Origin of the sequence: Agarivorans gilvus (assembly GCF_001420915.1) — a bacterium.
In the GTDB taxonomy this organism is placed as follows: Bacteria; Pseudomonadota; Gammaproteobacteria; order Enterobacterales; family Celerinatantimonadaceae; genus Agarivorans; species Agarivorans gilvus.
This window is the reverse complement of the sequence record NZ_CP013021.1, coordinates 1583269-1608202: the sequence shown is the minus strand read 5'-3', so window position 1 is coordinate 1608202 and position 24934 is coordinate 1583269. Positions and strand designations below refer to the sequence as shown.

Sequence of the window (24934 nt, the reverse complement as noted above, 5' to 3'; positions counted from 1 at the left end):
ACTACTATTCATGGAATCTATAGTTTGTATTGAAAAGTATAATTTCATTTTATTTTACTGGAGCGCTAAGTTAACAGTGAGGCTTGCATAACAAAGCACTGCAATAACGATACTAGGTGAAATAAGGAAGTTGGCTATGAATACAAAATTAGAGAGCGAACAAGGTTACCAACACAAAGAACGACTATATGTTGAAGCAAATATGCTGAAGTTTATTGAGCAACAACTGCTTGTGGCGAGCCAGCTAAGTGCAAGGGTGTTTTTTGATACTTTAACTACTTTGCTAGATGAATTTGGCGCTACTTACCGTCGTTTAAATCAGCAAAGTCAGGAGATTGGCAGCCAGCAGCATTTGCAACAAGCTGAATTGAGCTTACGCCAACCAATGCGGATTAATATTAGCGCGGGCAATAGTAAGGCAGTACTTGATGAACATGCTTGTGCCACGCCTAGTTGTATCTTGGATGCGCTAATCACCACGTTACTGGCCGAACAGCAGCAAATGATTTTATCTTTAAGTACTCGCACCGTGGAAGAAGCCCAGTTATTTGAGGCGGTGTTTAAACGGGCGCACCACTTGCTTGGCTATAACAGCCGCCATATTGAAGTGAACCCACCAGTAGACAACGTGAGTTGCATTGCCCAGGCGCGTAAGCGCGCCGAGTATGTCGCTACAGAAGGGCTGTTAAATCAAGCCTAAGCATCAGCAAAGCTAGCCAAGTACCCACTTGGCTAGCTTTGTTAGCATTAACTAAAGTGTTTAATAATCTCATCACCAAAAGCCGAACAGCTTATTTCGCTGGCTCCCTCTATCATTCGCGCAAAATCATAAGTCACCTTACGAGCGCTAATCGCACCATCTAAACCTTGGCTAATTAACTCTGCGGCTTCCTGCCAGCCGATGTGTTTTAGCATCATCTGGGCGCAGAGAATAATCGAGCAGGGGTTGACCTTATCTTGACCCGCTAGGCGCGGCACGGTGCCGTGGGTGGGTTCAAAAAACGCTACTTCACTGCTCATATTTGCGCCTGGGGCAATGCCAATACCGCCAACATGGGCGGCCAGTGCGTCGGCTAGTAAATCACCATTTTGATTCATGGTGGCGATGACATCGTAGAGTTCCGGATGCAGGGTGACCTGCTGAAACATGCTGTCGGCGATGATGTCTTTAATGATTAAGGGCGCTTGGTTTGGGCGGGGGATTTCTAGCCAGTAACCATTGCTGTGAACTTGCGCGCCAAATTCCTGCTCGGCCAGTTCATAGCCCCAATTTTTAAAGGCTCCCTCGGTGAATTTCATGATGTTACCTTTATGCACAAGGGTAACCGAGTCCCGATGGTGCTCTAGGGCATATTGGATGGCGTGGCGAATCAGCCGCTTTGAGCCCTGCTCCGAGATATGTTTGATGCCAATACCGCAGTTTTCGCTAAAGCGTAATTTATTCACCCCCATTTCTTGCTGTAGGAAGTCGATCACTCGTTCAGCTCCGGGGCTGCCTGCTTTCCATTCTACTCCGCTATAGATGTCTTCTGAGTTCTCACGAAATACGATCATGTCAGTTAATTCAGGGTGTTTAAGCGGCGAAGGCACGCCTTTAAACCAACGAATCGGGCGAATATTAACGAATAAGTCCATCTCTTGACGTAGCGAGATATTAAGCGAGCGAAAGCCACCACCAATAGGGGTTGTAAGCGGCCCTTTAATCGCGACATGATGTTCTCGGATCGCCGCCAGTGTCTCTTGCGGAAACCAATCCCCATCGTACATGTTGGCGGCTTTTTCTCCATTAAACACCTCCATCCATTTTATTTGTCGTTGCTCGCCATAGGCCTGCTGTACCGCGGCATCAACCACTTTCAGCATGACTGGCGTAATGTCTACGCCTACGCCGTCACCTTCTATATAGGTAATGATGGGTTTGTCGGGAACAACTAACTCCTGCTTGGCGTTTATGACAATTTTTTCCCCATCCGCGGGCTCGATTATATGTTGGTAGGGCATGTTTTAGCCTGCTGTTAATTGCGTCTAAATGGCACTCTACTAGGCTAATTTTTCCCTCGCAATGTTAGCCCTAGTAAGAAGTGAACTAGGTGTGGTTTTGTGCCATTCAAAAAATACAGCAAAGCTTTTGCTGTATTTTCTTTTATTTTTATAAATGGTTTATTTTTGGTTTTTTATTCTTTTTTGTTTTTGGTGTTTTATTGTAAGGTTATGCGTGGATTTCTGGTTTATCTTGTCTTTAAAGTGACTGCTTTAATTATCTTAATAAGCATTTTTATAGGATTTATTTAGTTTTAGATACTATTAATTTTAGTTTATGTTTGTTTTTGTGCTTTTTCATATTGTTTTTATGGTGTTAAACTCTATTTCTTGGCTTTGATTCAAAATTGTGATCTTTGCCGCTGTAAAGCTTTGTTTGCGTGATTTTTATCTCATAAATACCGATTTTTTGGAGTTATATTTCAAATCGAAAGCGAGGGTGTTTATATCGCTAAAGTAAAATTATAAAAAATATTATTCCTTTGGAGTTTTTTCTATGAAAATGAAAGTGCTTACATCTGCCATTGCAACGGCCTTGGTTTGTTCTCCTCTTGTTGCTGCTGCAGAAGAGCAAGCAAATGCCGCACAAATTGAGCAAATGGAAGAACATCAACCAGTGGTTCTTGATCCTGAATTTAAAGTAGAGGAAGGTATTATTTTCTCTGGTTATGCTCGTTATGGTTTGCACTACTCAGATGATTATAACAAATACGTGCGTGCTGAAGGGCAGCTAGCAGGACAAGCTGCTGGTCGTTTAGGTAACGAAGAAAACGGCGGTGAATTTCAGTTTGCTAAAGCCTTCCAAAGCGACAGTGGTGCGATTTGGGATGTGGTATTAATGTTAGAAAACTGGTGGAAAGCACCAGATGAGTACGGTGATGTAGCGCTTAAAAAATTCTACGCTGGCGGTACTAATATTTTTGCTTCACAACCTAATGCCTATTTTTGGGCGGGTCGAGACTTCCACCAACGTCCGCAACAAAATCTTAATGACTACTTCTGGATGACCCACGATGGTCAAGGTGGTGGTGTTTACAACTTAGAATTAGGTTCAGCTGCTAAGTTAGATTTCTCTATTGTTGGTCAAGTTGACGGGCCAGGAGACAACGGCAACTACGCCTTTACCTCTAAACTTCATGATATTAGCTTAGCTGATAACTTATCTTTGAGCTTCCTATTCAACTATGGTTTTGAAAGTGACCAATACGATGACAACGGCGTAAAAGTTAACGAAGACAAGATTAATGCTTACCAAATTGCCGCAGTACTAGACCAATCTTGGAGCAAAGGTCATAACCAAGTGGTGGCTCGTTACGCCGATAACGCTGATGCCAGTGTTTACAACAAAGTTGATGATTTAACCACTTTGTACTTGAGCTTAGAAGGTCAGGTAAATGTATCTGAAGCCTTCAGCCTAGGTTACTTAGGTGGTTACCACGATTACGATGCAAAAGACTCAGCTGACGCACGTTCAAACTACAGTGCCATTGTTCGCCCAATGTACGCTTGGAACAATACTCACTCAACTTGGATTGAAGCGGGTTACTCTATGGTAGATTACCAGCAAGGTGGTAAAAACACCGCGTGGAAAGTAACTGTTTCTCAAAACATGGTGATTGACGCGTTTGCTAACGCTCGCCCAATGTTGCGTTTTTACGTGACTGCTGGTCAAGTTGATAACGAAGTACGCAGCAACGAATTAATTGAAGCAAGACAAGATACCCTTGCTCTAGGTGCAATGTTCGAATCTTGGTGGTAAGCGCTGAGTTAAATAAACCTTATAACTTATATTGAGTTTGGACCTAGCCACTGGCTAGGTCCTTTTTTTGTATCTGCTATAAAGTGCTTTGGGGTCAAGGTGTGGTTGTTTGTTTTTGGGGCTGTCAGTCTCGTTATCATCGTTTATTTTTGTTGATAGTTGTTAGTGATGATTTCGCCTTGACGGCGACGTCATAAGCTTTGACTGCTAAAGCTTAAAAGCAAAAGAAAGGCTGCCCTGCATCTTCTTAGATCCTGTGTTCAAGCTTACAAAGCGATGCTTTGTTTAAAGCCAAGCTTTCACCCCATTCACAAGGGCGTTGAAGTAAACACTGCGCTCAAACAGACTTCAACTTAATCCCTTGTTCACTTGCGCTACTCGGCGAAGATTAAGGGGGTAAAAAAGCATTCAGCTTATTTAATGAGCTTTGCATCTTCGGGACATTAAAAGCTTTCGCCTACGGCAACGTCATTTTCTTTGCACCAGCCAAAGAAAACGAAGCAAAAGAAAGGCTGCCCTGCATTATCTTTATCCTGCGCGACTTGTTTCCAAGCGCGCCTGCGCAACTCGCTGCGCTCAAACAGTGCTCGGCTTCATCGCTTGTCAACGGCGTTGCTCGGCGATAATGAAGGGATGAAAAAGCGCAGTCTTGAGTATCGAGGGTGGGAAAGGTTTTGCCCTATTCTGTGTTAGTAACGGGATAAAAGCTTTCGCCTACGGCGACGTCATTTTTCTTTGACGAGCAAAGAAAAACGAAGCAAAAAGAAAGCTCGCCCTGCATTATCTTTATCCTGCGCGACTTGTTTCCAAGCGCGCCTGCGCAACTCGCTGCGCTCAAACAGTGCTCGGCTTCATCGCTTGTCAACGGCGTTGCTCGGCGATAATGAAGGGATGAAAAGGCGCAACCTTGAGTATCGAGAGTGGGGGAAGGTTTTTGCCCTATTCTGTGTTAGTAACGGGATAAAAGCTTTCGCTATGGCGACGTCATAAGCTTTGACTGCTAAAGCTTACAAGCAAAAGAAAGGCTGCCCTGCATCTTCTTAGATCCTGCGTTGCGCATTCCCAAGGGCGTTGAAGTAACTCGCTACGCTCAAACAGACTTCAACTTAATCCCTTGTTCATTTACGCTACTCGGCGAAGATGATGGGATATAAAAGCGCAGTCTTGACTATCGAGAGTGAAAAGTTTTTGCCCCATTAGGAGTTTCAAACCTAAAATAACTCAAACTAAACTTTGTATTTTCAGCAAATTAACCTCATCTCTAGCGCTAAGCTTAATGAGTATTTTAATATTTATATTGACTCCCTTGTTATTAGCCTGATAACATCACGACCTTATTGATTCTTAAGTCAATTTTGTCCAGATAAGCGAGCAAGGAACCGCATGTTTAAGGCAGTGAAATCGATGGCGTGTTTGGGAGGCTATAATGCACCCAAACGCTAACCCTTTCGAGCAAGCTAAGTTTAACCAAACTCTGTTAGTGGATGCCTTTGGCCAGTCTTATATGTTCTTACCTAGGCATGTAAGCTATGTGCCTAATTCTGGCGAATTGATTCATCACCATATCGATACATATTGGGCGCAATCCTTACTGCAAAACCATAGCCCTATGTGGGGTTATCAGTTTGACTTAAACAAACTCTACTTTCAGGTATCTGGCGATTACATGGCCGGCCACAAAAGCGAGCAGCAGAAAATTGCTTGGCTGAGTAATGGCATTGTGAGCGGTGAGGTTAAGGTGCTTAAAGGTGCAAACTTTGCTCCACCACCGCCTTCGAATATGGAAGGCGGCATGCCTGTAGCAGCTTTGCCAGAGAGTGTTGTTACTCGCGCTAAGCCAGCTCAAAAGCCCTTGGGCCAAGGTGGACAATCAACTGAAGACATTCGCGAAGCTTTAGACTTGTATTGCGCATTACCAGATGGCTCACCTGCGGCCAACTTGCCTTACAAGGCAACCTTAGCTGACGGCACAGTATTAAAAGGCATGCTCGATGCTGATGGTTTAGCGCATCTACCTAACCTTAAACCCAATAACGTTGATGTTGAGTTTGGCGAGCAACCCAATGACGCCGCCATTGCAGCTACTCGAGCCGAGATAACTGCCGTACTCAGTAGCATTATTACCGCCGAGCGAGCAGAGGGCGCCAAAATAGCCGCCGAATATGGTGAGCTAAATGCGCTTGAAAAGGGGGTATCGAGTATTGGCTCTCTGTTAACTGGGATTGGTGGTGCGCTTAGTGATACCGCTGAATTTACCTATAACCTTATAGAGCTTGGCTCTATGCAAGGGCAACTTAAGCGAGCCCTTAACGCTGGTTGGGATGCTTATAATGTTGAAGACAATGATAGTTGGGCGACCAGCTTTGCCAACAATTGGACGGCTCAGCAACACCAAGCTTATGTAAAAGCATTAGGGTTTGACCCCGCCTCTATTACCAAAGAAAACCTCACCGAAGCCTACGAAATTGCCAGCTTTATTAGTGATGACGACGAAACTCAAACGGCCTTACTGCAATTTGTAAAAGACTTTGCCGACGCACAGCATCATACCGAGCTTACCGAAATGGGCGGCGCTGCCATATTTGATATTGTGCTAGGCGCAGTTCTCGTCGCCCTTACTGGAGGTGCAGGTACCGCCGCTGTAGCCGCTAACAAGGTGCGCCATTTAGATAAACTTGGTGGCCTATTTAAAAAGCTTGCTAAGCAACTAAAACAAAAAGCCAGATTTAAAACTCAATCCGGCCGTACTGGCGGAAAAGTTGAACAACAAATTGCTAAGCCTGCAGGGGCACAAGTGTCTACTGATGCGGCAAAACAAAAGCCTGCTAATCATAAGCCAAAGCGTATTAGCCCAGTACAAACTATCGATGAAGCAGAAAAGCGCTTAAGCAAAGCTAAAGATGCTATTGCCGAAGCCAGAGCCTCTAATTCTCCACTGCCAAAAACACCCTATACCCTTGAAGATAAGCTTAATATTGTAGAAAACGGGCTTAACGAGAATGTGTTAGTGCGTATTATTGAGACTGGGCACTCAAAGGACTCTGGCACAATTGGTCAGGTTAAGAATGGCCGCGCAGTGACATGGACCGCCCCCATGAGCCAAGTCGAGCATGCGGATAGCGATGCGAAACTCATACTGAATGCTTTTGGTACTAGATATGACCCAAATAAAAATTACACGATGTTGCTTATCGATAATCAACAATTGGCTGATGCTGGGGATGTCGTATCTATTATTCCCACTTTCGATAACATAAATAAAATAATTGCTAATAACCCTGATATGGGGATTGACCCAAGTATAGCCAAAAGAGTAATGAACGAGGATTTTGCGCCTAAATATGAAGACTTCGCTAACAAAGCGTGGGAAGCAGGAATAGACATGAATAATCCAATAAAGAGGCGGGAGTATGCTGAAGCGCTTGGTTATGATGCTGAAACGATTGGTTTATTAAGCGAGCGGCATGATATAGCTACCAAAATTAGCGCATGGGAAATCTTCACCGGCAATGGCATGACTCGTGATACCAATGTTGTTGGGAAAGTAGCTTATGGCCCTGTCGAAGTCTTTACTTATGATAGGAATCCACAACAGCTAGGTAAGTTGGAAGACCTAGGTGCAATTAAGCGGATTAACTTATGAGAATATTTAATAACACCGACCCAAATAAGCTTGATACGGATAAACGAGTAGTTTTGCATTATTCGCAACCTACATTTAATAACAAAAATACAGATTACTACTATTTGCTACTAGATGATGGGTATCTAATTTGGGCAACTAAAGGTTATTTTCCACCTGTGAATGGTAAGCCAGAAAAGTGGGTTGGAGGCTCATTTATAGAAATACCTAAGTCAGGTTTATCTTGGTTTATCAATGCTATTGAGCAGAAGTTCATGAAAACAGAGGCTGAAGGTGGTTTAAGGAAAGGCGAGTTCACGTACGCTAAGGAAATCGCTGGTGAAAAACTTGTAGCTAGTCGCTGGTTTGGTACGCCCGGTTATGGATTAGCAAACGCAAGTCGTAATAGATATGGAAGCGTTACAATTAAAAAGCAGCAAGAGTTTTGTTTTACTGATGAAATGTTATTTGACAATGGTTTACTAGAAGAGCTCAAGCTGGTTGCTAAAAAAATTGATAATGGCGAGCTCTAGAGGTACCTCAGTTATTCTGATGCTAAGTGAGCAAAAAGATGATGTTAGAAGTGGACCCCGATGGTTGGACACATAAGCTCTTTCTTTTTAAGAATGCCCTGTAATGTTCCTAATTAGCACTTTCCCATACTCACAATAATCCGAAGCAATATTATTAGTTCAAATATTCTAAAACGTTTCTGTCCAAAAATGAGTTGTTCCTAGTGTAGGGGGGAGCGCGTTTAGGTTTGCTGGTATGCGGTAAAACGAATGTATTTGGATTGATATATCGGATTGGACCTAGTCACTGGCTAGGTCCTTGTTTATGTGGGTTTAGCGCAATTCTCGGCGGAGGATTTTGCCCACATTACTCTTGGGTAATTCTTCGCGGTAGACGATTTCTCTGGGCATTTTGTAAGCGGTTAAGTGTTTACGGCAATGCTTTTTAATTTCATCTCTGGGCACTCTGGCGTCACATACCACAAATAGTCTTACCCGCTCGCCGGTAACATCATCGGGTACGCCTACTGCTGCGGCTTCAACAATGTGGCGGTGTAGGGTGGCGACTTCTTCGATTTCGTTAGGAAATACATTGAAGCCAGAAACCAAAATCATGTCTTTTTTACGGTCTTCAACAAAGAAGTAGCCGTTTTCGTCCATGCGGCCAATGTCGCCAGATTTTATCCAGCCGTCTTTGCTGAGTACATTGGCGGTTTCTTCGGGCTGCTTCCAATAGCCTTGCATCACCTGCGGGCCTTTTATCTCTAGCTCACCCACTTCACCTACATTTAGCTCTTGGCCTTGTTCATCAACAATGCGGATTTGGGTGCTGGGCATCGGCACACCAATAGAAGCAATAAAGGCTTGTTGTAGGTGCGTTCCAGCGGCCACTACTGGCGAACATTCGGTTAAACCGTAGCCTTCAATAACGGGCATTTTGGTAAGCTCTTGCCATTGTTCGGCAATGTGTTTTTGGGTCGCCATGCCGCCGGCAATGGTGAAACGCGCTCTGGAAAAGTCTAACTGTCTAAAGCCTTCATGTTTCAGCAAACCGTTAAATAGGGTGTTTAAACCGAAGATCATGGTAAACGGGTACTTCTTCAGGTCGTTAACAAAACTGTCGAGATCACGTGGGTTGGTAATCAATAGGTTTTTGCCACCAATGTACAAGATGAACATCATGCTCACGGTATTGGCAAAAATATGGTACAGCGGCAGCGGTGTTACCGCGTGTTCTTTATCTTGCAGGGTGCGTGGGCCAAAGTGGTAATACACTTGAATTACGTTGGTCAGTACATTGTAGTGGCTGAGCATGGCGCCTTTGGCTCGCCCGGTAGTGCCGCCAGTGTATTGCAGGTAGGCAATATCATCGCCGGAAATGCTGGGCTTTTGGTAAGCCATGTTTTTGCCTTCGGTGAGGGCGCGTCGCATTGAAATGGCACCGGGTAGATTGTATTTGGGCACCATTTTTTTTACATACTTCACCACAAAGTTAACCAAGGTGCGCCTATGCGCGGCTAGTTGGTCGCCAATGCTAGTAAGAATAATGTGTTTTACCTGAGTCTGCTTAATCACTTGCTGCAAACTATTACCGAAGTTGGTTACGGCGACTACCGCTGTGGCTTCAGAGTCACACAGCTGGTGTTTTAATTCTCTGGGGTATATAAGGGGTTTACGTTCACCACCACAAGGCCGGCACGTAGTGCGCCATACAGGGCGATGGGGTATTGCAATAAGTTAGGCATCATTAGCGCGATGCGCTCACCCTTTTGCATACCTAGGTGCTGCAAATAGGCGGCAAAGGCTAGGGATTTTTGATCGAGCTGCTGGTAGGTGAGGTTGTGACCCATATTAACAAAGGCCACTTCTTGGGGGCTCTTTGGCAACTGTGTTCAAACAATTCGAGTAGGTTTTCAAACTGTTCGGTGCTGATTTCAGCGGGTACATCCTCAGGATAACTTTTTAACCAAGGTTGGTCTGTTGAATTCATTATTTTTCCTCGCCAGCGACGGTTGTTTATTGTTTGAACGCTGCTGTTAGCCACGAAGCTGAGCCGTGCTGGGCTTATTTATTTTTGCCCGCAAGATTAGCCGATTGGCAAGATAAACCCTAGCCCAAATTTTTAATTCGTTGAGCTTAATCATCATCAAATACTAGTGATTAAGTCATTTTAGGGATAAACGGCTGACTTTGACGGTGTGTTTTGGCAAGCATTGGTTTAATTACTGTTGGAGTCACAGCAAAGTCGCTATTGCTGGCTTTAACCATGCTTGTGTTTTAGGTGATAAATATTGTACATGCAGCATATCTTTAGCTCACCAAGCGCTAGCTTGGTGAGCTGGGTTAATTAAGGTTTAGTCTTCTTCTATGTTTTGCAGCTTGGTTGAGCCACCGTGGTGAATTTCTCTACGGCGCTGAATTAAGGCATAGAAGCCGGGGATTAGGAAGGTGCCCACTAATAGTACACAGAGTAGGCCGCCCACCAGTGAAATCCCCAGTGAGTTTTGGCTGATATGGCCTGCGCCACTGGCTAAAATCAGTGGGATCATGCCAAAAATGAATGACCATGAGGTCATGTTCACCGCTCTAAAGCGCAGCGTTCCCCCGCTGACAGCCGCTTGGTCGATGGGCATTTCATGCTCTTCGCGCTGCATTCGGGCAAACTCGACGATCAAAATAGCGTTTTTCGCTGCCAGCGCAATCAGTAGCACCAGACCTATCTGAGCATACAAGTTCATTGGTAAACCCGCCGCCGCTAAGGCGAGGTAAGAGCCCAAGGTAGCCACTGGCACCACTAGAATAATTGCCAGAGGAATGGTCCAACTTTCGTATTGAGCCACCATAAACAGGTAAATAAATAGCAAGGCTAGGCCAAAGGCAAATACTGCTAGGTTGCCAGCTTGAATTTCTTGGTAGGCCATACCTGTCCACTCAAACTGATAGCCGTTGCTCAGCTCTTCGGCGGCGATGCGCTCCATCGCGGCAATTGCATCACCAGAGGAGTAGCCCGGTGCGGGCTGCCCTTGTAAAATCGCGCTGCGATATAGGTTGTAGCGCCACGCTACATCGGGGGCAAACTGCTGTTCTATGCTCACTAGGGTACTCAGTGGCACCATATCGCCGCTGGCACTGCGTACATGAAATTGGCCTAAGTTATCAAGGCGGCTGCGGTATTCATCTTCAGCCTGCATGGTGACTCGGAAGCTTTTCCCGTAAAGGGTAAAGTCATTCACATACAAGGAGCCGAGGTTGGCTTGCAGGGTGGTGAATAAATCCCCAGAGGAATGCCCAATTGTTTAGCCTTATTGCGGTCAATGTCGACATAATAATGCGGAACATCGGCGCGGAAGGTGCTAAAGGCACTGCCAATTTCTGGCGCGGCATTGGCTTTAATGGTGAGCTCTTGCATGGTTTTAGCCAATTCGCTGCGTGAGCGGCCTAAGCCGTCTTGCAATACAAACTCAAAGCCCGAGGCGGTGCCCATACCCGGAACCGCAGGGGGGCCAAAGGCGAAGATCACGGCATCTTGAATTTGGCGGTAAGCCTGCTGGTTAATCCGTTGACTAATCGCTGCGGCAGAGTGGTCCCCATCTAGCGCGTTACGCTCATCCCAGTGTTTCAGTTTAACAAACATGGTAGCCGCGTTAGATTGAATGGCGCCGGTGAGTAAGCCATAACCATTGGCAACGGTGGCGGCATCAACCCCCGGCTCTTGGCTAATAATCTGGTATACCCGTTTAGAGATGTCTGCGGTGCGGCTTAATGAAGCCGAGTCGGGTAGCTGTACGTTGACCAGTAATACCCCTTGTCTTCTTGTGGAACAAAAGCCTTAGAGGTGTTGTGGTTCATCCATGCTACGGCGGCAATCGCCACCACGAAGAACACGATTAACATGGCACTGCGCCGCACCAGTACCGCGGCGGCTTGACCATAACGTTGGGTAATGGCGACTAAGCCACGGTTAAATAGCTGGAACCAACGGGCCTGTTTTTGTTTGCCGCGTTTAAGCACTAGCGAACAAATGGCGGGCGATAGGGTTAGGGCGTTAATCGATGAGATGACCACCGAAATACAGATAGTAATTGCGAATTGACGGTACATTACCCCGGTAATGCCGGGTAACATCGCTACCGGCAAGAATACCGCCAACAATACCAAGGTGGAGGAAACAATCGGGCCTGTTACCTCGCGCATTGCCTTTAAGGTGGCTTGGCGAGGGCTGAGTTCTGGATGGGCCGAGAGTTTACTGTCGACGTTTTCAATCACCAAAATGGCGTCGTCCACCACAATGCCGATGGCCAAAATTAAGCCAAATAAGGTGATGGTATTAATGGTAAAGCCGGTGGCTAACATGATCGCAAAGGTGCCGATCAACGAGACCGGAATCGCCACCACAGGGATTAGGGTAGAGCGCCAGTTACCTAAGAATAAGTAGGTAACTAGAATCACCAACAGCACCGCTTCAATCAGGGTTTTCACCACGCCTTTTACCGATTCGGCAACAAACAAGGTGGTATCGTAGGCGATGTCGTAGTCCATTTTTTCTGGCATGTTTTGCTTCAAACTTACCAGCAGTTGTTTCACGCCTTCGCCACTTTCTAGGGCGTTTGCGCCGGTTTGTAAGGACAAGATCACCGATACCGAAGGTTGCTCGCGGTATTCACCAAAGGCGGCATAACCACGTTTACCTAATTCTACCCGCGCTACGTCTTTCAAGTAGGTGCTAGAACCATCGGCGTTGGCCACCAACAGAATGTTTTCAAAGTCGGCGACGCTTTCTAAACGCCCTTTGGTGAGCAGGCTAAACTGTACTTCGTTGTTATTTTCGTAAGGTGGCGCGCCAATGGAGCCCACCGCCACTTGCACGTTTTGCTCGGCCAAGCTGTTACGAACATCGCTAGCGGTAAGGCCGAGGTTGGCCAGTTTTAGTGGATCTAGCCAGACGCGCATCGAGTATTCCGAAGAACTAATCACCCGCACATCGCTGATCCCTTGCACCCGCGCCAATTGGTCTTCGATGTTAAGGGTGACGTAGTTATTTAAGAAAGTATCGTCATAGTGCCCGTCTGGAGAGTAGAAGTTCAATACCATCAGTAGGTCGGGCGAGCGTTTGCGCACCGTTACACCCACTTGGCGAACCTCTGGCGGTAGCTTGGATTCGATTTGGGTGACCCGGTTTTGCACGTTGATTTGTGCCATGTCTGGGTCGGTACCAATGTCGAAGGTAACGGTGAGGCTATACGAGCCATCGTTGGCACTTTTGGAGTTCATGTACAGCATGTCTTCCACGCCATTCACCGAACTTTCAATCACCTCGGCTACCGCTTCTTCAACGGTTTCGGCGCTGGCACCGGTGTAGTTGGCCGATACACTCACCGATGGCGGGCTAATCTGGGGGTATTCAGCTACTGGTAATACGCTTAGGGCAATTGCACCGGCAAGCGATAACAGAATAGATATCACCAAGGCAAACTTGGGGCGTTGAATAAAAAAGCGACTTAGCATTCGACTATTCCTACTTAAGCTTGAGGTTCAACGATTTGCACCGCTGAGCCGTGACGTACCCGCTGTAAACCGGCACTTATCACCTGTTCATCGCCGCTTAAACCTTGATTAATCACCACGCCTTGTTCGATTACCGGACCCAAGCTTACATTTCTACGCTCTGCCTTGCCTTGCGCGTTCACAATCATTACGTATTCACCCTCAAGGTCACTTTGTACGGCGCGTCTTGGAATCACCTGAGCGGCCACTTGCTGGTGGCTACTAAGTTTAATTTCTACGTATTGGCCAGGTAGCAGTTGTTGCTGCGGATTAGCGAAGCGAGCGCTCAGTGCAATGGTGCCGGTTTGGCGGTCAATCCGGTTATCAATAAAGTCCAATTGACCCGCTTGGTTATAGCTACGCTGGTCACTAATTTGTAGCTCTACCTGGGCGGCTTGCTGGCTAGAATGCTGAGTGACTTGGTCTAGCCCCATGCTAAGGCGCTCGCGCTCAGAAATGCTAAAGCTGGCGCGGATCGGATCTAGGCTCACTAAGTTAGTGAGTCGGCCACTATTGCTAGAGATTAAATCACCTTGACTTACTTCACTTTGGCCGATGCGGCCGGTAAAAGGCGCTAGTACTTGGGTGTGTTTTAGGTCAACTAAGCTGGCGCTGAGCAGCGCTTCGGCGGCTTCTAGTTGCGCTTCGCTAGAGAGTTTTTCGGCGGTGAGGCGATCAAATTCCGCTTGGCTGATATTTTTTTGCGGCAGCAAACTCTTGCCACGTTGCCAATTTAGGTTGGCGTTGGCGAGGGCCGATTTAGCTTTGGCAAGCTCAGCTTTGGCTTGAGCAACCGCTGCTTGGTAACGGGTAGCATCGATTTCGTAGAGCAGCTGCCCTTGTTCTACCATTTGCCCATCTTCAAAGTGGCGAGCGATTAAGTAACCGCTCACTTGAGCGCGAATATCCACGTCGTTATAAGCTTCAATGCGACCGACAAATTGTTGAGAGGGTGCATAGTGAATTGTTTGTACGCTGGTGGTGTTAACTAGACTGGCAGGGGCTGCGTTAGACACCGTGGCTGCAGGCTCACAGGCGAGCAGAAGGGCAAGGAGAGAGCGATTGCCAATATCTTAGGGCGACTAAAAAACATGGATATTTATCCTCAAACTATACAAACAAGCTAAATAAACAGCTTAAAGAGCAATCTGAGCTCCTTGCTGAATGTATAGTTGGCGGATGCTAACTAGCACGCGATCCTTGCGGACGCCCTTTGACGCCGATTAAAATTTAGCAAATGCTAAAAATATGAAGCAGGGAATATACACGGTTATTAAGCCGATTACCCTCAGAAATACCGAGGGTAATTATCGGCAAAATGAGTTCAAAACTTAGAACGCAGAATGGGCCTGTCTGTATAGGCTGAGATAAGCGCGCTTGTTTTCAATAAATAACGGTAAGTTAAGCAACTTTACTATATTATTCGCGGCTGATATTGAATATAGAGGTGTTTCATGGCTCGTCAGGTTAGCTATAAATTTAAGAAGCAAACGAAGGTGATTAACTTCTCCTTTGATAAATTTCATGACATTCACGAGGCGGTGGCTGCTGCTGAAGGTGTTGATATTAGTTCGTTTTTGGCCATGGAAAAGCAATTAGCGATGTCTACGCGAGACAAGGCTACTTTAAAAGAGTATCGGCAAAATGAGTTTTTACGGCTTGGCTTTAGTGAGATCCGTTTTTTGAAGGACGAAGAAAAGCAGGATAAACAATAAATTCATGTTTTAGTGAGCATTTTTTCGCTTTGCTGCTGGTTTGTTAAGGCGTTTCACATAAACTGAGGGCTGTAATTTAAGGAAGCCCTATGATGAATGAGTCGGCCCATTTTTTAGCTTTAGTAGATGAATTATCCAGCCTGTCACAAGTTGACGCTTTATTGTTAGCCGGGTCGCGAGCCACTGGTCTGGCTGATGATGATTCCGATTATGACCTGTATGTTTACTTAAATGCGCCGCTGAGCTTAGCAAGTCGACAACAGATCCTCGATAAATATTGCCGATATATAGAACTCAATAATCAGTTTTGGGAAACCGAAGACGATGCGATATTACATGACGGCATAGAAGTTGAACTGATCTATCGGGACTTTGAGTTTCTCAACCAACACTTACAGCAGTTGTTGCTGCACCATCAGGCCTCGGTGGGTTATAGCACCTGTATTTGGGCGAACTTGCTGGATTCAAAAATTCTTTATGATGCTAATGGCTTAGCCGGGCAACTGCAGCAGCGCTATAAGCTGGCTTATCCTCAAGCCCTGCAGCAGGCCATTATCGACAAAAATCTGCCCTTGTTATTAGAACAAATTCCCGCCTATAGCCATCAGTTAGCTAAGGCCTTACAACGCCAAGATCGAGTTAGTTTAAATCATCGCTGCAGTGAGTATTTGGCCAGTTATTTCGATGTATTGTTTGCGCTTAATCAGCTGCCTCATCCCGGAGAAAAACGCATGTTGAATTACGCCGAGAGCCATTGCCAGCGTCGTCCGCAACAGCTTCGTCGCAATATAGAAGCTTTGCTGAGCGAGGTGGGGCAGGGCCAAGCTTGCTTACTTGAGCGCCTAAAGATACTCAGCCAAGGCTTATGCCAGTGCATTGAAGAGCATCCTGACTTAGAGCTTCCCGGTATTTGAGTCTCTGCTAGTGCCTAGGTTAGTTGCTGGCTTTATTTGAATAAACAATCTACATGCATCAGCGTCTTGTTTCTGGTAAATTACGCCCGCATTTATAAATGCCGCTAACAAGCTGTCTCATGGAATCCTGTTTTACAGCTGAGAGCGTCCACCCCATGGATTGGGCCAGCACTTTGGACGACCTTTTTTGCTTGTTAATGAGAAAGCTATGCAAAGTATTCTGGTAGATCTTGTTGGTCTTAGTGGTACCGCTCTAGTCGTAGGAGCGTTCTTCCTATTACAGTTGGAGCGCTTAAATCCCAAAAAACTCACCTATAACCTAATGAACCTTAGCGGGGCCATCCTGTTATTGATTAGCCTGTGCATCAATTTTAATTTAGCCAGTTTCATTATTGAGCTATTTTGGATCGGGGCTTCAGTGGTGGGCATTGTGCGTTATTTCAAACGTGAACCCGAGATGAGCCCAAGCTAAGCCTTGCAAATGAGTCGCTTGAAGCGAGGCATAGCGCCTCGCTTTGAGTTAAATTTCCGCTTCTTCCTGTCTTGTGCCAGCCAGCACGCTAGCCCTCCAAGCTGCTAAGCTTAAGTCATAACTGCAATCTAACGCACGCTTACAACGCTATAAATTTGCCTGAAAGCTTTGTAAGCTAGTTTCTTTTCCTTGGGCTTTTTTATTTATATGAATCAAATAGATCCTCGCTTACAGGCGGTATGCCAACAGCTTGAACAACAGCTACTTGGAAAAACTCAAGCGGTACGTTTAGCCTTGAGTTGCTTGTTGGCCGGTGGTCATTTGTTGATTGAAGACTTGCCCGGTGCAGGCAAAACCAGTTTGGCTAAATGGCTAGCGGCGGGGTTTGGCATGAGTTTTCAGCGGATCCAGTTTACTAGCGATTTGTTGCCCGCCGACATCATTGGCGTATCGGTATTTGAACAAGACAGCCAACAATTTCGTTTTCACCCTGGGCCTATTTTTAATCATTTGGTGCTGGCCGATGAACTTAATCGTGCTAGCCCGCGCACTCAAAGTGCCTTGTTAGAAGCCATGGAAGAACAACAGGTGAGCACCGACGGCCAGCGTTATCCCTTAGCCGCGCCCTTCTTTGTGATTGCCACGCAAAATCCGCGTGAGCAGCTGGGCACTTTTGATTTGCCCGAGTCACAGCTAGACCGCTTTGCGATGCGCCTTAGCATTGGTTTTCCTGACTTAGATTCTGAAATGGCAATGTTGAAGCGTGGCAGTACCGAGAGCGCGCCGCAGTCCAGCCTTGATATGCAAGATGTACTAGCCTTGCAGCAGCAGGTGCAGCTCTTACATTGCAGTGACGCCTTATTGGCTTATTTACTGCGCTTGATTCATCGTAGTCGCGAGTTGGAAGGGCTAAACCCCTTATCGCCACGCTGTAGTTTAAGTTTGTTGTCTTGTGCCAAGGCTTGGGCCTTTTTACATCATAAAGGGCATGTATCACCGGAAGATTTGCAAGCAGTGTTTGTAGCGGTCAGTGCCCACCGCTTAGGTCGTGGCGATAGTGGTGAGGCCTACGCCAAGCAAATTTTGGCTGATGTAGACCCTTACCAAGATTTAGCTTAAGCATGATTAAAGCTGGCTTATCCCGTTTAAAACAATGGCAGGGCTTGCGCTCTCAAGCTTGGTTGGTGCGGCGCATTCCAGCGGCGAAAAGCTTGCAGCTTAGCCGCAAGCAGCTATTTATTTTGCCCACAGGTTTTGGTTGGTGGTTCTTGCTGACGCTGCTGGTGATGCTAGTGATGGGCAGTAACTACCAAAATAACTTAGTGCTGGCCTTAGCCTTGTGGATGTTAGTGCTGTGGTTGATGTGCCTGTTGCTTTGCCATCAAAATCTCTCTGGCTTAGTGGTTAATTTGGTGCATGGTCCCGAGGGCCAGCTTGGCCAACCGCTACGCTTGTTATTATCGATGAAAAAATCTCGCGGCAAGCCGGTTCAGGCCTTACAAGCAAAAATCAAACAGTGGCCACTGCAGCAGGCCAGCCAAGTTCTCGATGGCCAGCTCGCCTTAGATTTAGAGGTAAAACAGCGTGGCTATCAGCGCCTACCTCGGGTCACGCTGTATAGCGTATTTCCCTTTGGTTTGTTTCGCTGCTGGACGGTGGCCGATTTTTGCTGTGATTTAATTGCTTATCCTCAGCCGCTAGCCGGTCATGCTTGTCCGGCTAAGGCGCAAACTGAGCAGCATGACATTGAGCATAGCCATAGCGACAGTTTGCAACAGCATGAGTTTTCCGGTTTAAAAGCTTATCGTAGCGGTGAACGCAAAAGTCTGTTGGCTTGGAAGCAGTACGCGGCGGGGCGCGGCCTGCAAATTAAAACCTTTACTGGTAATCCCGCCCAAGGGCTGCATTTAAGCGACAGCTTATCGGCGGGTTTGGATTACGAGCAGCGTCTAGCGGTATTGGCATTTTGGGTTCGCCAACTGGCCAAACAACAGCATAGCTTCAGCCTTAGAGTGAATGGCGAGCAACTGGCCATGGGGCAAGGCGAGCGGCATCAGCAACAGGCTTTACGTATGCTAGCAGGAGCGCCGAAACGCCTATGACCGTGCTCAAGCTTTCCCATATTCGGCTGTCGTTGCTGTGCTATTTGGCCACCGCGCTCTTGCTATTGGGCCACGTGCCTTGGCTCTTAGTGCTGGTTGGGCTATTGGCTGGGAGCTGGCGAATTAGGGTGGTGAAGGGCTTAGCCAGCTTGCCTAAGCCGCGCTGGGTCAAACTATTACTGCTGGCGCTATTTTTAGTGACGCTGTGGTTAAGTCGAGGCCTTGGTCTATTTGATAAGCTGGTGGCCTTAGTCATGTTGGGTTATAGCCTTAAATACATCGAGTTACATGTGCGCCGAGACATTGAAGTGTTTGTGCTCACCGGTTTGTTTTTGGTGGCGCTGTCTTTGGTGTTTTCTAGCCAGCCGCTGGCGGCCTTATTAGCCTTGCTCGTTGCCTTTATCCACTTGTTATTGTTACTCAGTTTAGATATTCAATTGAGCCGCGCTTGGGTTAAGCAACTGGCGCTGTGGCTGTTGGGATTAGCACCGCTAGCACTGGCCTTATTTGTATTGGCTCCGCGCTTGCCGCCACTGTGGCAAATGCCCAACCCCAGCAGTGCCCAAACCGGCTTATCTGAAGAAATTAGACCCGGTGACATTAGTCAGTTGATCCGCTCCGATAAGCTGGTATTTCGAGCCGAGTTTGCTAAGCCCATGGCCAACCAGCAGTTGTATTGGCGAGCGATGGTATTAGATCAGTTTGATGGAGAGCGCTGGCGGCGCAGTGAGTTGGCGCAGCAGCCTCAACGCTTTAGCCCTGCATCAGCTGAGCCACTCAACCAATATCAATTACTCCTAGAACCCGCCGATGGGTCATGGCTGGCCAGCTTAAACCCGAGTAGCTTAACTGCTGGGAGTGGCCAGTATTTTGCTGATAAAAGCTGGCAACGCCGCCAAGACAACTTTACCCGTCAGCTGTTTCAGTTCGACTATTTGCCTGCGCCATCAAGTGAGACGAGCAATGCTGCGCAATTAACTCTGGCCAAGCAATTACCGGCGCAGCTGCCCGCGGCCATTGTGGAGTTAGCCGAGGGTTTACAGCAGGGTTTAGATCGCTCTGCTAGTGATTATGCTCAGCGTTATTTAGCCCAGCTAGAGCAATGGTTTATGGCGCGGCCTTTCAGTTACACCCTCAATCCACCGGCTTATCCGGGGCTTCGCGGCATAGCAAGTTTTTTGTTTGAGCAGCAGCGCGGCTTTTGTGTGCACTACGCGCAAAGCGTAGTGGTCATGGCGCGTTTGCAGGGGATTCCCGCGCGCATGGTGGCCGGTTACCTAGGTGGAGAATGGGAGCAAAGCGAGCAACTACTGGCGGTGCGTAACTACGATGCCCATGCTTGGTTAGAGTTTTGGAACGGCCAAACATGGCAGCGCCTTGACCCCACCGCATGGATAGCGCCAGACCGAGTGGAAAATAGCCTGCAACAAAGCCAATCTACCGCCGAACAATGGCGAAACTTAAATGGTTGGGGAAAACGTTTTTGGTATACCGAAGGCATGAGTCGCTTACGCTATTGGTTCGCTCAAGCGGATTATTGGTGGGCCAAATGGGTGCTTAACTTTGACCAACAACGCCAGTTGCGGTTATTTGCCAGCTTAATGGCATGGTTGCCGGGCAGTTCCATGTTAATGTTAACGGCCAGCATGTTGTTTTTGGGCATAGTCGTTACCGCCACCATATTTGCCAAACCGTGGCGTTGGCGTTTGCCTGCTAAACCGGTATTGGCGCTGCGTTGGCAACTCTGGCTATTAGCTCGTTATCGCTTAAGGCGCGAAGCCGGTGAAACCTTAGCTGCTTTTGTGCAGCGGGTGGAGCGCCAAGCCCCCAACGGGCTGCCGCGCTTAAGCAGGCGGTAGATGGCTATCAACAAGCTCAATATCACCCTTCGAAATAGTGCTGCCTTCGCTCCGTACGCTGTCAAGCCTTGGAGCAAGCCAAGAAAAGTCTAGTTAAGTCACTATATTGCTGTATGCCTAGGCCAACTTTAATGGGCTGCTGAGGAGCAGTATTTTAAAAATACCAACATATTTGGCTAAGATTATATTTTGGCCCTTAAGTTATTGGAAAAGTCGGCTTTATTTGGGGTTTTCTGATTTGGAACATGGGCGCTTGCTCACTACACTTGAGCGCTCAAAATAAAGACAAGAATAAGCAGGAGTCGCTATGTTAAGACAATTCCCAGTAACCGATTTACATCGTCATCTCGATGGTAATATTCGCGCCGAAACCATTTTGGAACTGGGCAGGAAGTTTAATGTAGCTTTGCCTGCAACAGACTTAGCAGGTTTGATCCCGCATGTGCAAATCACCAAGCAAGAGCCTAATTTGGTGGCTTTTCTTTCTAAGTTGGATTGGGGAGTAAAAGTCTTAGGTGACTACGACGCCTGCGTTCGCGTGGCCGAGGAAAACGTGGCTGATTTGCAGCGTGCCAGCATCGATTACGCAGAGCTACGTTTTAGCCCCGGTTATATGGCGATGAGTCATCAGTTGAAACCCGAAGGGGTGGTTGAGGCGGTGATTGAAGGAGTGCGTCGTGGCATGGCAAAGTATGATGTGCAGGTAAATCTGATCGGCATTATGAGCCGCTCTTTTGGTCAACAGCGTTGTAGTGAAGAGTTGGCCGCCTGTATTGCTTTTCGCGACCAAATTGTGGCGATGGACTTAGCTGGCGATGAGCTGGGCAAACCCGGCGACTTATTTGTAGAACATTTTGCCCGGGCTCGTGACGCGGGGTTTGCCATTACGGTGCATGCCGGTGAGGCTGCGGGGGCAGAGAGTGTTTGGCAGGCGATTCGTGAGTTGGGTGCTACTCGAATTGGTCATGGGGTGAAGATTGCCGACGACCCTAAATTGATGGACTATGTGGCTAAACATAAGATTGGTGTAGAGTCGTGTTTGTCTTCTAACTTTCAAACCAATACCACGCCCGATCTTAGTCAGCATCCGCTGAAGCAATTTTTAGCCCATGGTATTCGTGCCAGCTTAAATACCGACGACCCAGGTGTATCGGCCATCGACTTGCCTGATGAGTACCGCCTCGCTCGCGAAGTATTAGGTTTTGCCGACGAGCAGATTGCTCAATTGCAAAGTAATGGATTAAAAATGGCCTTCATCAGTGAAAAAGCGCGCCAGAGCCTGCGAGAAAAAGCGGCTAAGCGGGCGCTTTAACAACCCGCCATTCATAGCACTAGCCGATTAAGCTTTAATGGTCTGGTGCTATTTCCATTTTTAGCTGTGGGCTGGGGCAATCCATCACCGCGGCGATACAACGGATCATCTCATATTCTGCGACCGTGAGCTGTTTATCTAGACTGACGCAGGCGGCCAGCGCTCGTAATACTCGCTGTTTAATTGGCGGATGGGCATTGGCCAGCTGTTTCACTGCCGGGCCAAAATGTTCAACTTGGCACTGCTCTTTAGGTAATTGGCGCAGGGTATACAAGCCGATACTGTTAATGCCAATGCCATAGGCGCGTTGGATCTTAGTATCATCATCATGCCCAGCATAGGCGAGGCTCGACAGCACAATGTTGAAGTGCTGAGCAATCGCGGGAATGCTGCTGTATAGCGCTTTACTGCGGGCGAGGCTTTCAAACTGCGCAGCCAAGTAATGTTTGACTAAGTGATAAAGACACCATTCGTAACGGTCTACCTGTTGATCGGCTTTAATCAGCTTGCGCAAATTCGCCATCAGGTTTTGGTATTGCGGTTTGGATAGCTGTTTTAAGGCGGGAAACGCCATCTCCAATAAGGGCAGGCGGTAAGACCGATCCAGCGTAGCTAGCCACTGCCATGCTTGCTTAATCTCACTCAACTCCACTGTTTGCTGGGCTGGGGCTTCGATAACAGCTAATTGTTGCTGGCGTAATTCGGCCTGCTCACTTAACAACAGTGCATAGACCAGGTTCATTGCTCCGCTGGGTTCGTGGGCCAGATTTAATAGGCCCTGCGGTAATTGGGCCAGTTCTTGGGCCACTGTGCTGGCATTATTTGACAGTGAAAATGACGCGGTGTTTGATGAGCTGTCAGTGGCAAGCGCCGCTCCTGCGGCGGCAGCGGCCAAAAAGGTCGATTGTTGTCGTTCGGGGCTAGGTTCGCTAGCTCGGTAGGCTCGCGCATAGATGGGCTGGGCGCGATGCTTGATTTGCCGCTTGGTCACTTGGCCATTCCAGCTAGGTAGCAAACGTTTGATGCGTTCATCAAGCGGCGGATGACTGGCAAAGAAGCTGCCTAAGCGCCGAGCATTACCGATAAACATATGGCTGGCTTCTTGGCTGAGCGGCGAGCGTAAACCCGAACCAGCCTCATAGCCGGCGATAATTTTTAGTGCATCGGCAATGCCTTTGGGGTTACGAGTAAATTGCACTGCAGAGGCGTCGGCCAGGTATTCGCGCTGGCGGCTAATTGCCGCTTTAATCATGTTGGCAAAAAACACCCCCAACCAACCTAGTACTAACAGGCCTAAGCCAAGTGCGGCGACTCGGCCATCGTTATTGCGCCGACTAGAGCGCGAATAAGCACGATGGCGCTGGCTATACAATACGAACTCGCCGATGTTGGAAATAAATACAATGCCGCTGAGCAATGCAATTAGCTGCATGTTGAGGCGCATATCGCCGTTTAATATGTGGCTGAACTCATGAGCCACCACGCCTTGTAGTTGGTCACGGTTGAGCTGTTCTAGTGCGCCTTGAGTAATGCCTATCACAGCATCGGCCGGAGTATGGCCAGCGGCAAAGGCGTTAATGCCAAGTTCATCTTTGAGTAGGTAGACCGGCGGTACCGGCATACCCGAGGCGATGGCCATTTCTTCCACCACGTTTAAAATTTGCCGTTGTTCGGCTTGCTCGGTATTGGGCATGAGTACTTGTCCGCCCAAGGACTCGGCCAAGCGTCGCCCGCCGTCGCGTAATTGATACCATTTATAAGCGATGGCGCAGCCGATCACCCCACTCATCAGTAGGCTTACCACTAGAACTTGCGAGGTAGAAAAAAGCTGCTGCAAGCTTAAGGGGGCTTGTTGATTAAAAAACCACAGGGTGGCGGCAATCAGTAGGTTACTCAGCCCTATGATGAGGAGTACCGCCACAATAAACAGCAACAGTAAGTACTTGCTGTTGCGCCGTGCCAATTCCTGTTGTTGAAAAAAGTTCATCGTTTAGGCGGTTTAGAAAGAGACTTTAGGCGCACTTTGGATCTGTTCACTATCGGCGAATTCTAATAATTCGGCGTTTCTCTTATGACCAAATTGTGCGGCAAAAAACACCGGTGGAAAGGACTGTCGGTAGCTATTGTAGTCGGTCACCGCATCGTTGAACGCTTGTCGCGCAAAAGCTACTCGGTTCTCGGTGCTGGTGAGCTCTTCGCTCAGTTGTGCCATATTTTGGTTGGCTTTTAAGTCAGGGTAATTTTCCATCACGATATTGAGCTTGCTCATGGCACCTTGCAGTATCCCTTCGGCACTAGCTAATTGCGTTAGGGCATTGCCACTGGGGTCACTGGCGGCTGCTTTGAGTAGGGCGCTGGCATCATTACGGGCGCTAATTACCGCTTCTAGGGTTTCCCGCTCATGGCTCATGTAGGCTTTGGCGGTTTCAACTAAATTAGGGATCAAGTCATAGCGGCGTTTCAATTGCACTTCTATTTGGGCGAAGCCATTTTGATAGCGATTACGCAGGTTAACTAGGCGGTTAAATATGCCAACGATATAAAAAATAAGTGCAACCACTAATAGCAAGATAATGATCAGTGAAATGGGCATGGTAGTTATCCTTTACTTACCAAAGAGTTAATAGTTGCATAATACGGATTTAATGACAGATTACTATGTGTGGCTTAGGGGATTATCAGTAAAAGATGAGCGACTTAGCATTATCGCGATGATGAGAGGGGGCTAATTAAACTGTGCTGGCCGATGTGAGATAAAAAACCAAGAGCTTGGCTCTTGGTTTGCAATTAAGTCACTTTAAGCTGAAACGTGTTCTGGCTTGGTGGATAATACGGCTAATAATTTTTGTGCATGTTCGGCCACTTCTATGCCTAAGTCGGTGAGGTAACCGCCATCGGTTTGGGTACTTAATCCTTTATCAAATAAACTTTGTGCCGCCGTAACTAACTCGGGAGCGGCATCGTGGTGAACTTTAATCCCAGTTTGTAAACTGCTCAGGTCAAATTGCAGTAGTAAGTTAAGTTCGGCGATAGTGGCAGGAGTAAATTTCATCGGACCATCCTTTTTTGTTTTTGTTGTCTCC

At 47.3% G+C, this 24934-nt stretch carries 16 protein-coding genes and 2 pseudogenes; 11 read left to right on the top strand and 7 right to left on the bottom strand.

What is annotated here, in order from left to right:
* The first annotated feature begins 136 nt into the window (after nt 1–136).
* Nucleotides 137–700, top strand: coding sequence for a hypothetical protein (locus tag AR383_RS07505; RefSeq protein ID WP_055732571.1), 564 nt, complete (start codon nt 137–139; stop codon nt 698–700).
* Nucleotides 701–747: 47 nt separating this feature from the next.
* Here AR383_RS07505 and icd read toward each other — a convergent pair whose 3' ends face one another.
* Nucleotides 748–2001, bottom strand: coding sequence for an NADP-dependent isocitrate dehydrogenase (gene icd, locus AR383_RS07500; protein WP_055732570.1), 1254 nt, complete (start codon nt 1999–2001; stop codon nt 748–750).
* 535 nt (nt 2002–2536) lie between these two features.
* Between icd and AR383_RS07490 the strand changes: the two genes are divergently transcribed.
* The 3 genes from AR383_RS07490 to AR383_RS07480 all read left to right on the top strand — a co-directional run bounded on the left by AR383_RS07490 (nt 2537) and on the right by AR383_RS07480 (nt 7954).
* A complete protein-coding gene (locus AR383_RS07490; RefSeq protein WP_198150217.1) occupies nt 2537–3799 on the top strand; it encodes a carbohydrate porin in 1263 nt (420 codons plus the stop codon).
* A 1426-nt stretch (nt 3800–5225) separates the two neighbouring features.
* Complete coding sequence (locus AR383_RS07485) at nt 5226–7442, top strand: hypothetical protein (RefSeq protein WP_055732568.1); 2217 nt, start codon at nt 5226–5228, stop codon at nt 7440–7442.
* Nucleotides 7439–7954 carry a hypothetical protein gene (locus AR383_RS07480; protein WP_055732567.1) on the top strand — a complete coding sequence of 172 codons (516 nt, stop codon included), beginning with the start codon at nt 7439–7441 and terminating at the stop codon, nt 7952–7954. Before AR383_RS07485 ends, AR383_RS07480 begins: the two co-directional genes overlap by 4 nt.
* A gap of 312 nt (nt 7955–8266) precedes the next feature.
* On the opposite strand, the pseudogene AR383_RS07475 reads toward AR383_RS07480, so the two are convergent.
* The 3 genes and pseudogenes from AR383_RS07475 to AR383_RS07465 all read right to left on the bottom strand — a co-directional run bounded on the left by AR383_RS07475 (nt 8267) and on the right by AR383_RS07465 (nt 14493).
* Nucleotides 8267–9923 (bottom strand): annotated as a pseudogene (locus AR383_RS07475) (AMP-binding protein).
* Between the two features lie 364 nt (nt 9924–10287).
* A pseudogene (locus AR383_RS07470) lies at nt 10288–13438 on the bottom strand (efflux RND transporter permease subunit).
* A 14-nt stretch (nt 13439–13452) separates the two neighbouring features.
* A complete protein-coding gene (locus AR383_RS07465) occupies nt 13453–14493 on the bottom strand; it encodes an efflux RND transporter periplasmic adaptor subunit (RefSeq protein ID WP_232304787.1) in 1041 nt (346 codons plus the stop codon).
* Nucleotides 14494–14931: 438 nt separating this feature from the next.
* Between AR383_RS07465 and AR383_RS07460 the strand changes: the two genes are divergently transcribed.
* The 7 genes from AR383_RS07460 to add all read left to right on the top strand — a co-directional run bounded on the left by AR383_RS07460 (nt 14932) and on the right by add (nt 21851).
* Nucleotides 14932–15192, top strand: a complete 261-nt coding sequence (locus AR383_RS07460; RefSeq protein ID WP_055732565.1) for a DUF2960 domain-containing protein — start codon at nt 14932–14934, stop codon at nt 15190–15192.
* 89 nt (nt 15193–15281) lie between these two features.
* Nucleotides 15282–16106, top strand: coding sequence for a nucleotidyltransferase domain-containing protein (locus AR383_RS07455; protein ID WP_229711172.1), 825 nt, complete (start codon nt 15282–15284; stop codon nt 16104–16106).
* Between the two features lie 208 nt (nt 16107–16314).
* The gene (locus AR383_RS07450; protein WP_055732564.1) at nt 16315–16578 is read left to right on the top strand and encodes a CBU_0592 family membrane protein; all 264 of its coding nucleotides are present in this window, start codon (nt 16315–16317) and stop codon (nt 16576–16578) included.
* Nucleotides 16579–16785: 207 nt separating this feature from the next.
* Complete coding sequence (locus AR383_RS07445) at nt 16786–17697, top strand: AAA family ATPase (protein WP_055734982.1); 912 nt, start codon at nt 16786–16788, stop codon at nt 17695–17697.
* Nucleotides 17698–17699: 2 nt separating this feature from the next.
* A complete protein-coding gene (locus tag AR383_RS07440) occupies nt 17700–18680 on the top strand; it encodes a DUF58 domain-containing protein (protein ID WP_055732563.1) in 981 nt (326 codons plus the stop codon).
* Nucleotides 18677–20539: a transglutaminase TgpA family protein gene (locus tag AR383_RS07435; RefSeq protein ID WP_055732562.1), complete on the top strand. Its 1863-nt coding sequence runs from the start codon at nt 18677–18679 to the stop codon at nt 20537–20539. The genes AR383_RS07440 and AR383_RS07435 overlap by 4 nt, the downstream gene beginning before the upstream one ends.
* A gap of 307 nt (nt 20540–20846) precedes the next feature.
* The gene (gene add / locus AR383_RS07430; RefSeq protein WP_055732561.1) at nt 20847–21851 is read left to right on the top strand and encodes an adenosine deaminase; all 1005 of its coding nucleotides are present in this window, start codon (nt 20847–20849) and stop codon (nt 21849–21851) included.
* A gap of 34 nt (nt 21852–21885) precedes the next feature.
* On the opposite strand, the gene AR383_RS07425 is transcribed toward add, so the two are convergent.
* The 3 genes from AR383_RS07425 to AR383_RS07415 all read right to left on the bottom strand — a co-directional run bounded on the left by AR383_RS07425 (nt 21886) and on the right by AR383_RS07415 (nt 24903).
* On the bottom strand, nt 21886–23838 hold the full coding sequence (locus tag AR383_RS07425) for a M48 family metallopeptidase (RefSeq protein WP_055732560.1): 1953 nt from the start codon (nt 23836–23838) through the stop codon (nt 21886–21888).
* Nucleotides 23839–23850: 12 nt separating this feature from the next.
* Complete coding sequence (locus AR383_RS07420) at nt 23851–24444, bottom strand: LemA family protein (RefSeq protein WP_188407411.1); 594 nt, start codon at nt 24442–24444, stop codon at nt 23851–23853.
* A 204-nt stretch (nt 24445–24648) separates the two neighbouring features.
* Nucleotides 24649–24903, bottom strand: a complete 255-nt coding sequence (locus AR383_RS07415) for a TIGR02647 family protein (protein ID WP_055732559.1) — start codon at nt 24901–24903, stop codon at nt 24649–24651.
* Between the last annotated feature and the right edge of the window lie 31 nt (nt 24904–24934).

Excerpts from the sequence above, each read along its gene's own strand:
- AR383_RS07505 (WP_055732571.1), top strand. The coding sequence starts at position 137 with ATGAATACAAAATTAGAGAGCGAACAAGGTTACCAACACAAAGAACGA.
- icd (WP_055732570.1), bottom strand. The coding sequence starts at position 2,001 with ATGCCCTACCAACATATAATCGAGCCCGCGGATGGGGAAAAAATTGTC.
- AR383_RS07490 (WP_198150217.1), top strand. The coding sequence starts at position 2,537 with ATGAAAATGAAAGTGCTTACATCTGCCATTGCAACGGCCTTGGTTTGT.
- AR383_RS07485 (WP_055732568.1), top strand. The coding sequence starts at position 5,226 with ATGCACCCAAACGCTAACCCTTTCGAGCAAGCTAAGTTTAACCAAACT.
- AR383_RS07480 (WP_055732567.1), top strand. The coding sequence starts at position 7,439 with ATGAGAATATTTAATAACACCGACCCAAATAAGCTTGATACGGATAAA.
- AR383_RS07460 (WP_055732565.1), top strand. The coding sequence starts at position 14,932 with ATGGCTCGTCAGGTTAGCTATAAATTTAAGAAGCAAACGAAGGTGATT.
- AR383_RS07455 (WP_229711172.1), top strand. The coding sequence starts at position 15,282 with ATGATGAATGAGTCGGCCCATTTTTTAGCTTTAGTAGATGAATTATCC.
- AR383_RS07450 (WP_055732564.1), top strand. The coding sequence starts at position 16,315 with ATGCAAAGTATTCTGGTAGATCTTGTTGGTCTTAGTGGTACCGCTCTA.
- AR383_RS07445 (WP_055734982.1), top strand. The coding sequence starts at position 16,786 with ATGAATCAAATAGATCCTCGCTTACAGGCGGTATGCCAACAGCTTGAA.
- AR383_RS07440 (WP_055732563.1), top strand. The coding sequence starts at position 17,700 with ATGATTAAAGCTGGCTTATCCCGTTTAAAACAATGGCAGGGCTTGCGC.
- AR383_RS07435 (WP_055732562.1), top strand. The coding sequence starts at position 18,677 with ATGACCGTGCTCAAGCTTTCCCATATTCGGCTGTCGTTGCTGTGCTAT.
- add (WP_055732561.1), top strand. The coding sequence starts at position 20,847 with ATGTTAAGACAATTCCCAGTAACCGATTTACATCGTCATCTCGATGGT.
- AR383_RS07425 (WP_055732560.1), bottom strand. The coding sequence starts at position 23,838 with ATGAACTTTTTTCAACAACAGGAATTGGCACGGCGCAACAGCAAGTAC.
- AR383_RS07420 (WP_188407411.1), bottom strand. The coding sequence starts at position 24,444 with ATGCCCATTTCACTGATCATTATCTTGCTATTAGTGGTTGCACTTATT.
- AR383_RS07415 (WP_055732559.1), bottom strand. The coding sequence starts at position 24,903 with ATGAAATTTACTCCTGCCACTATCGCCGAACTTAACTTACTACTGCAA.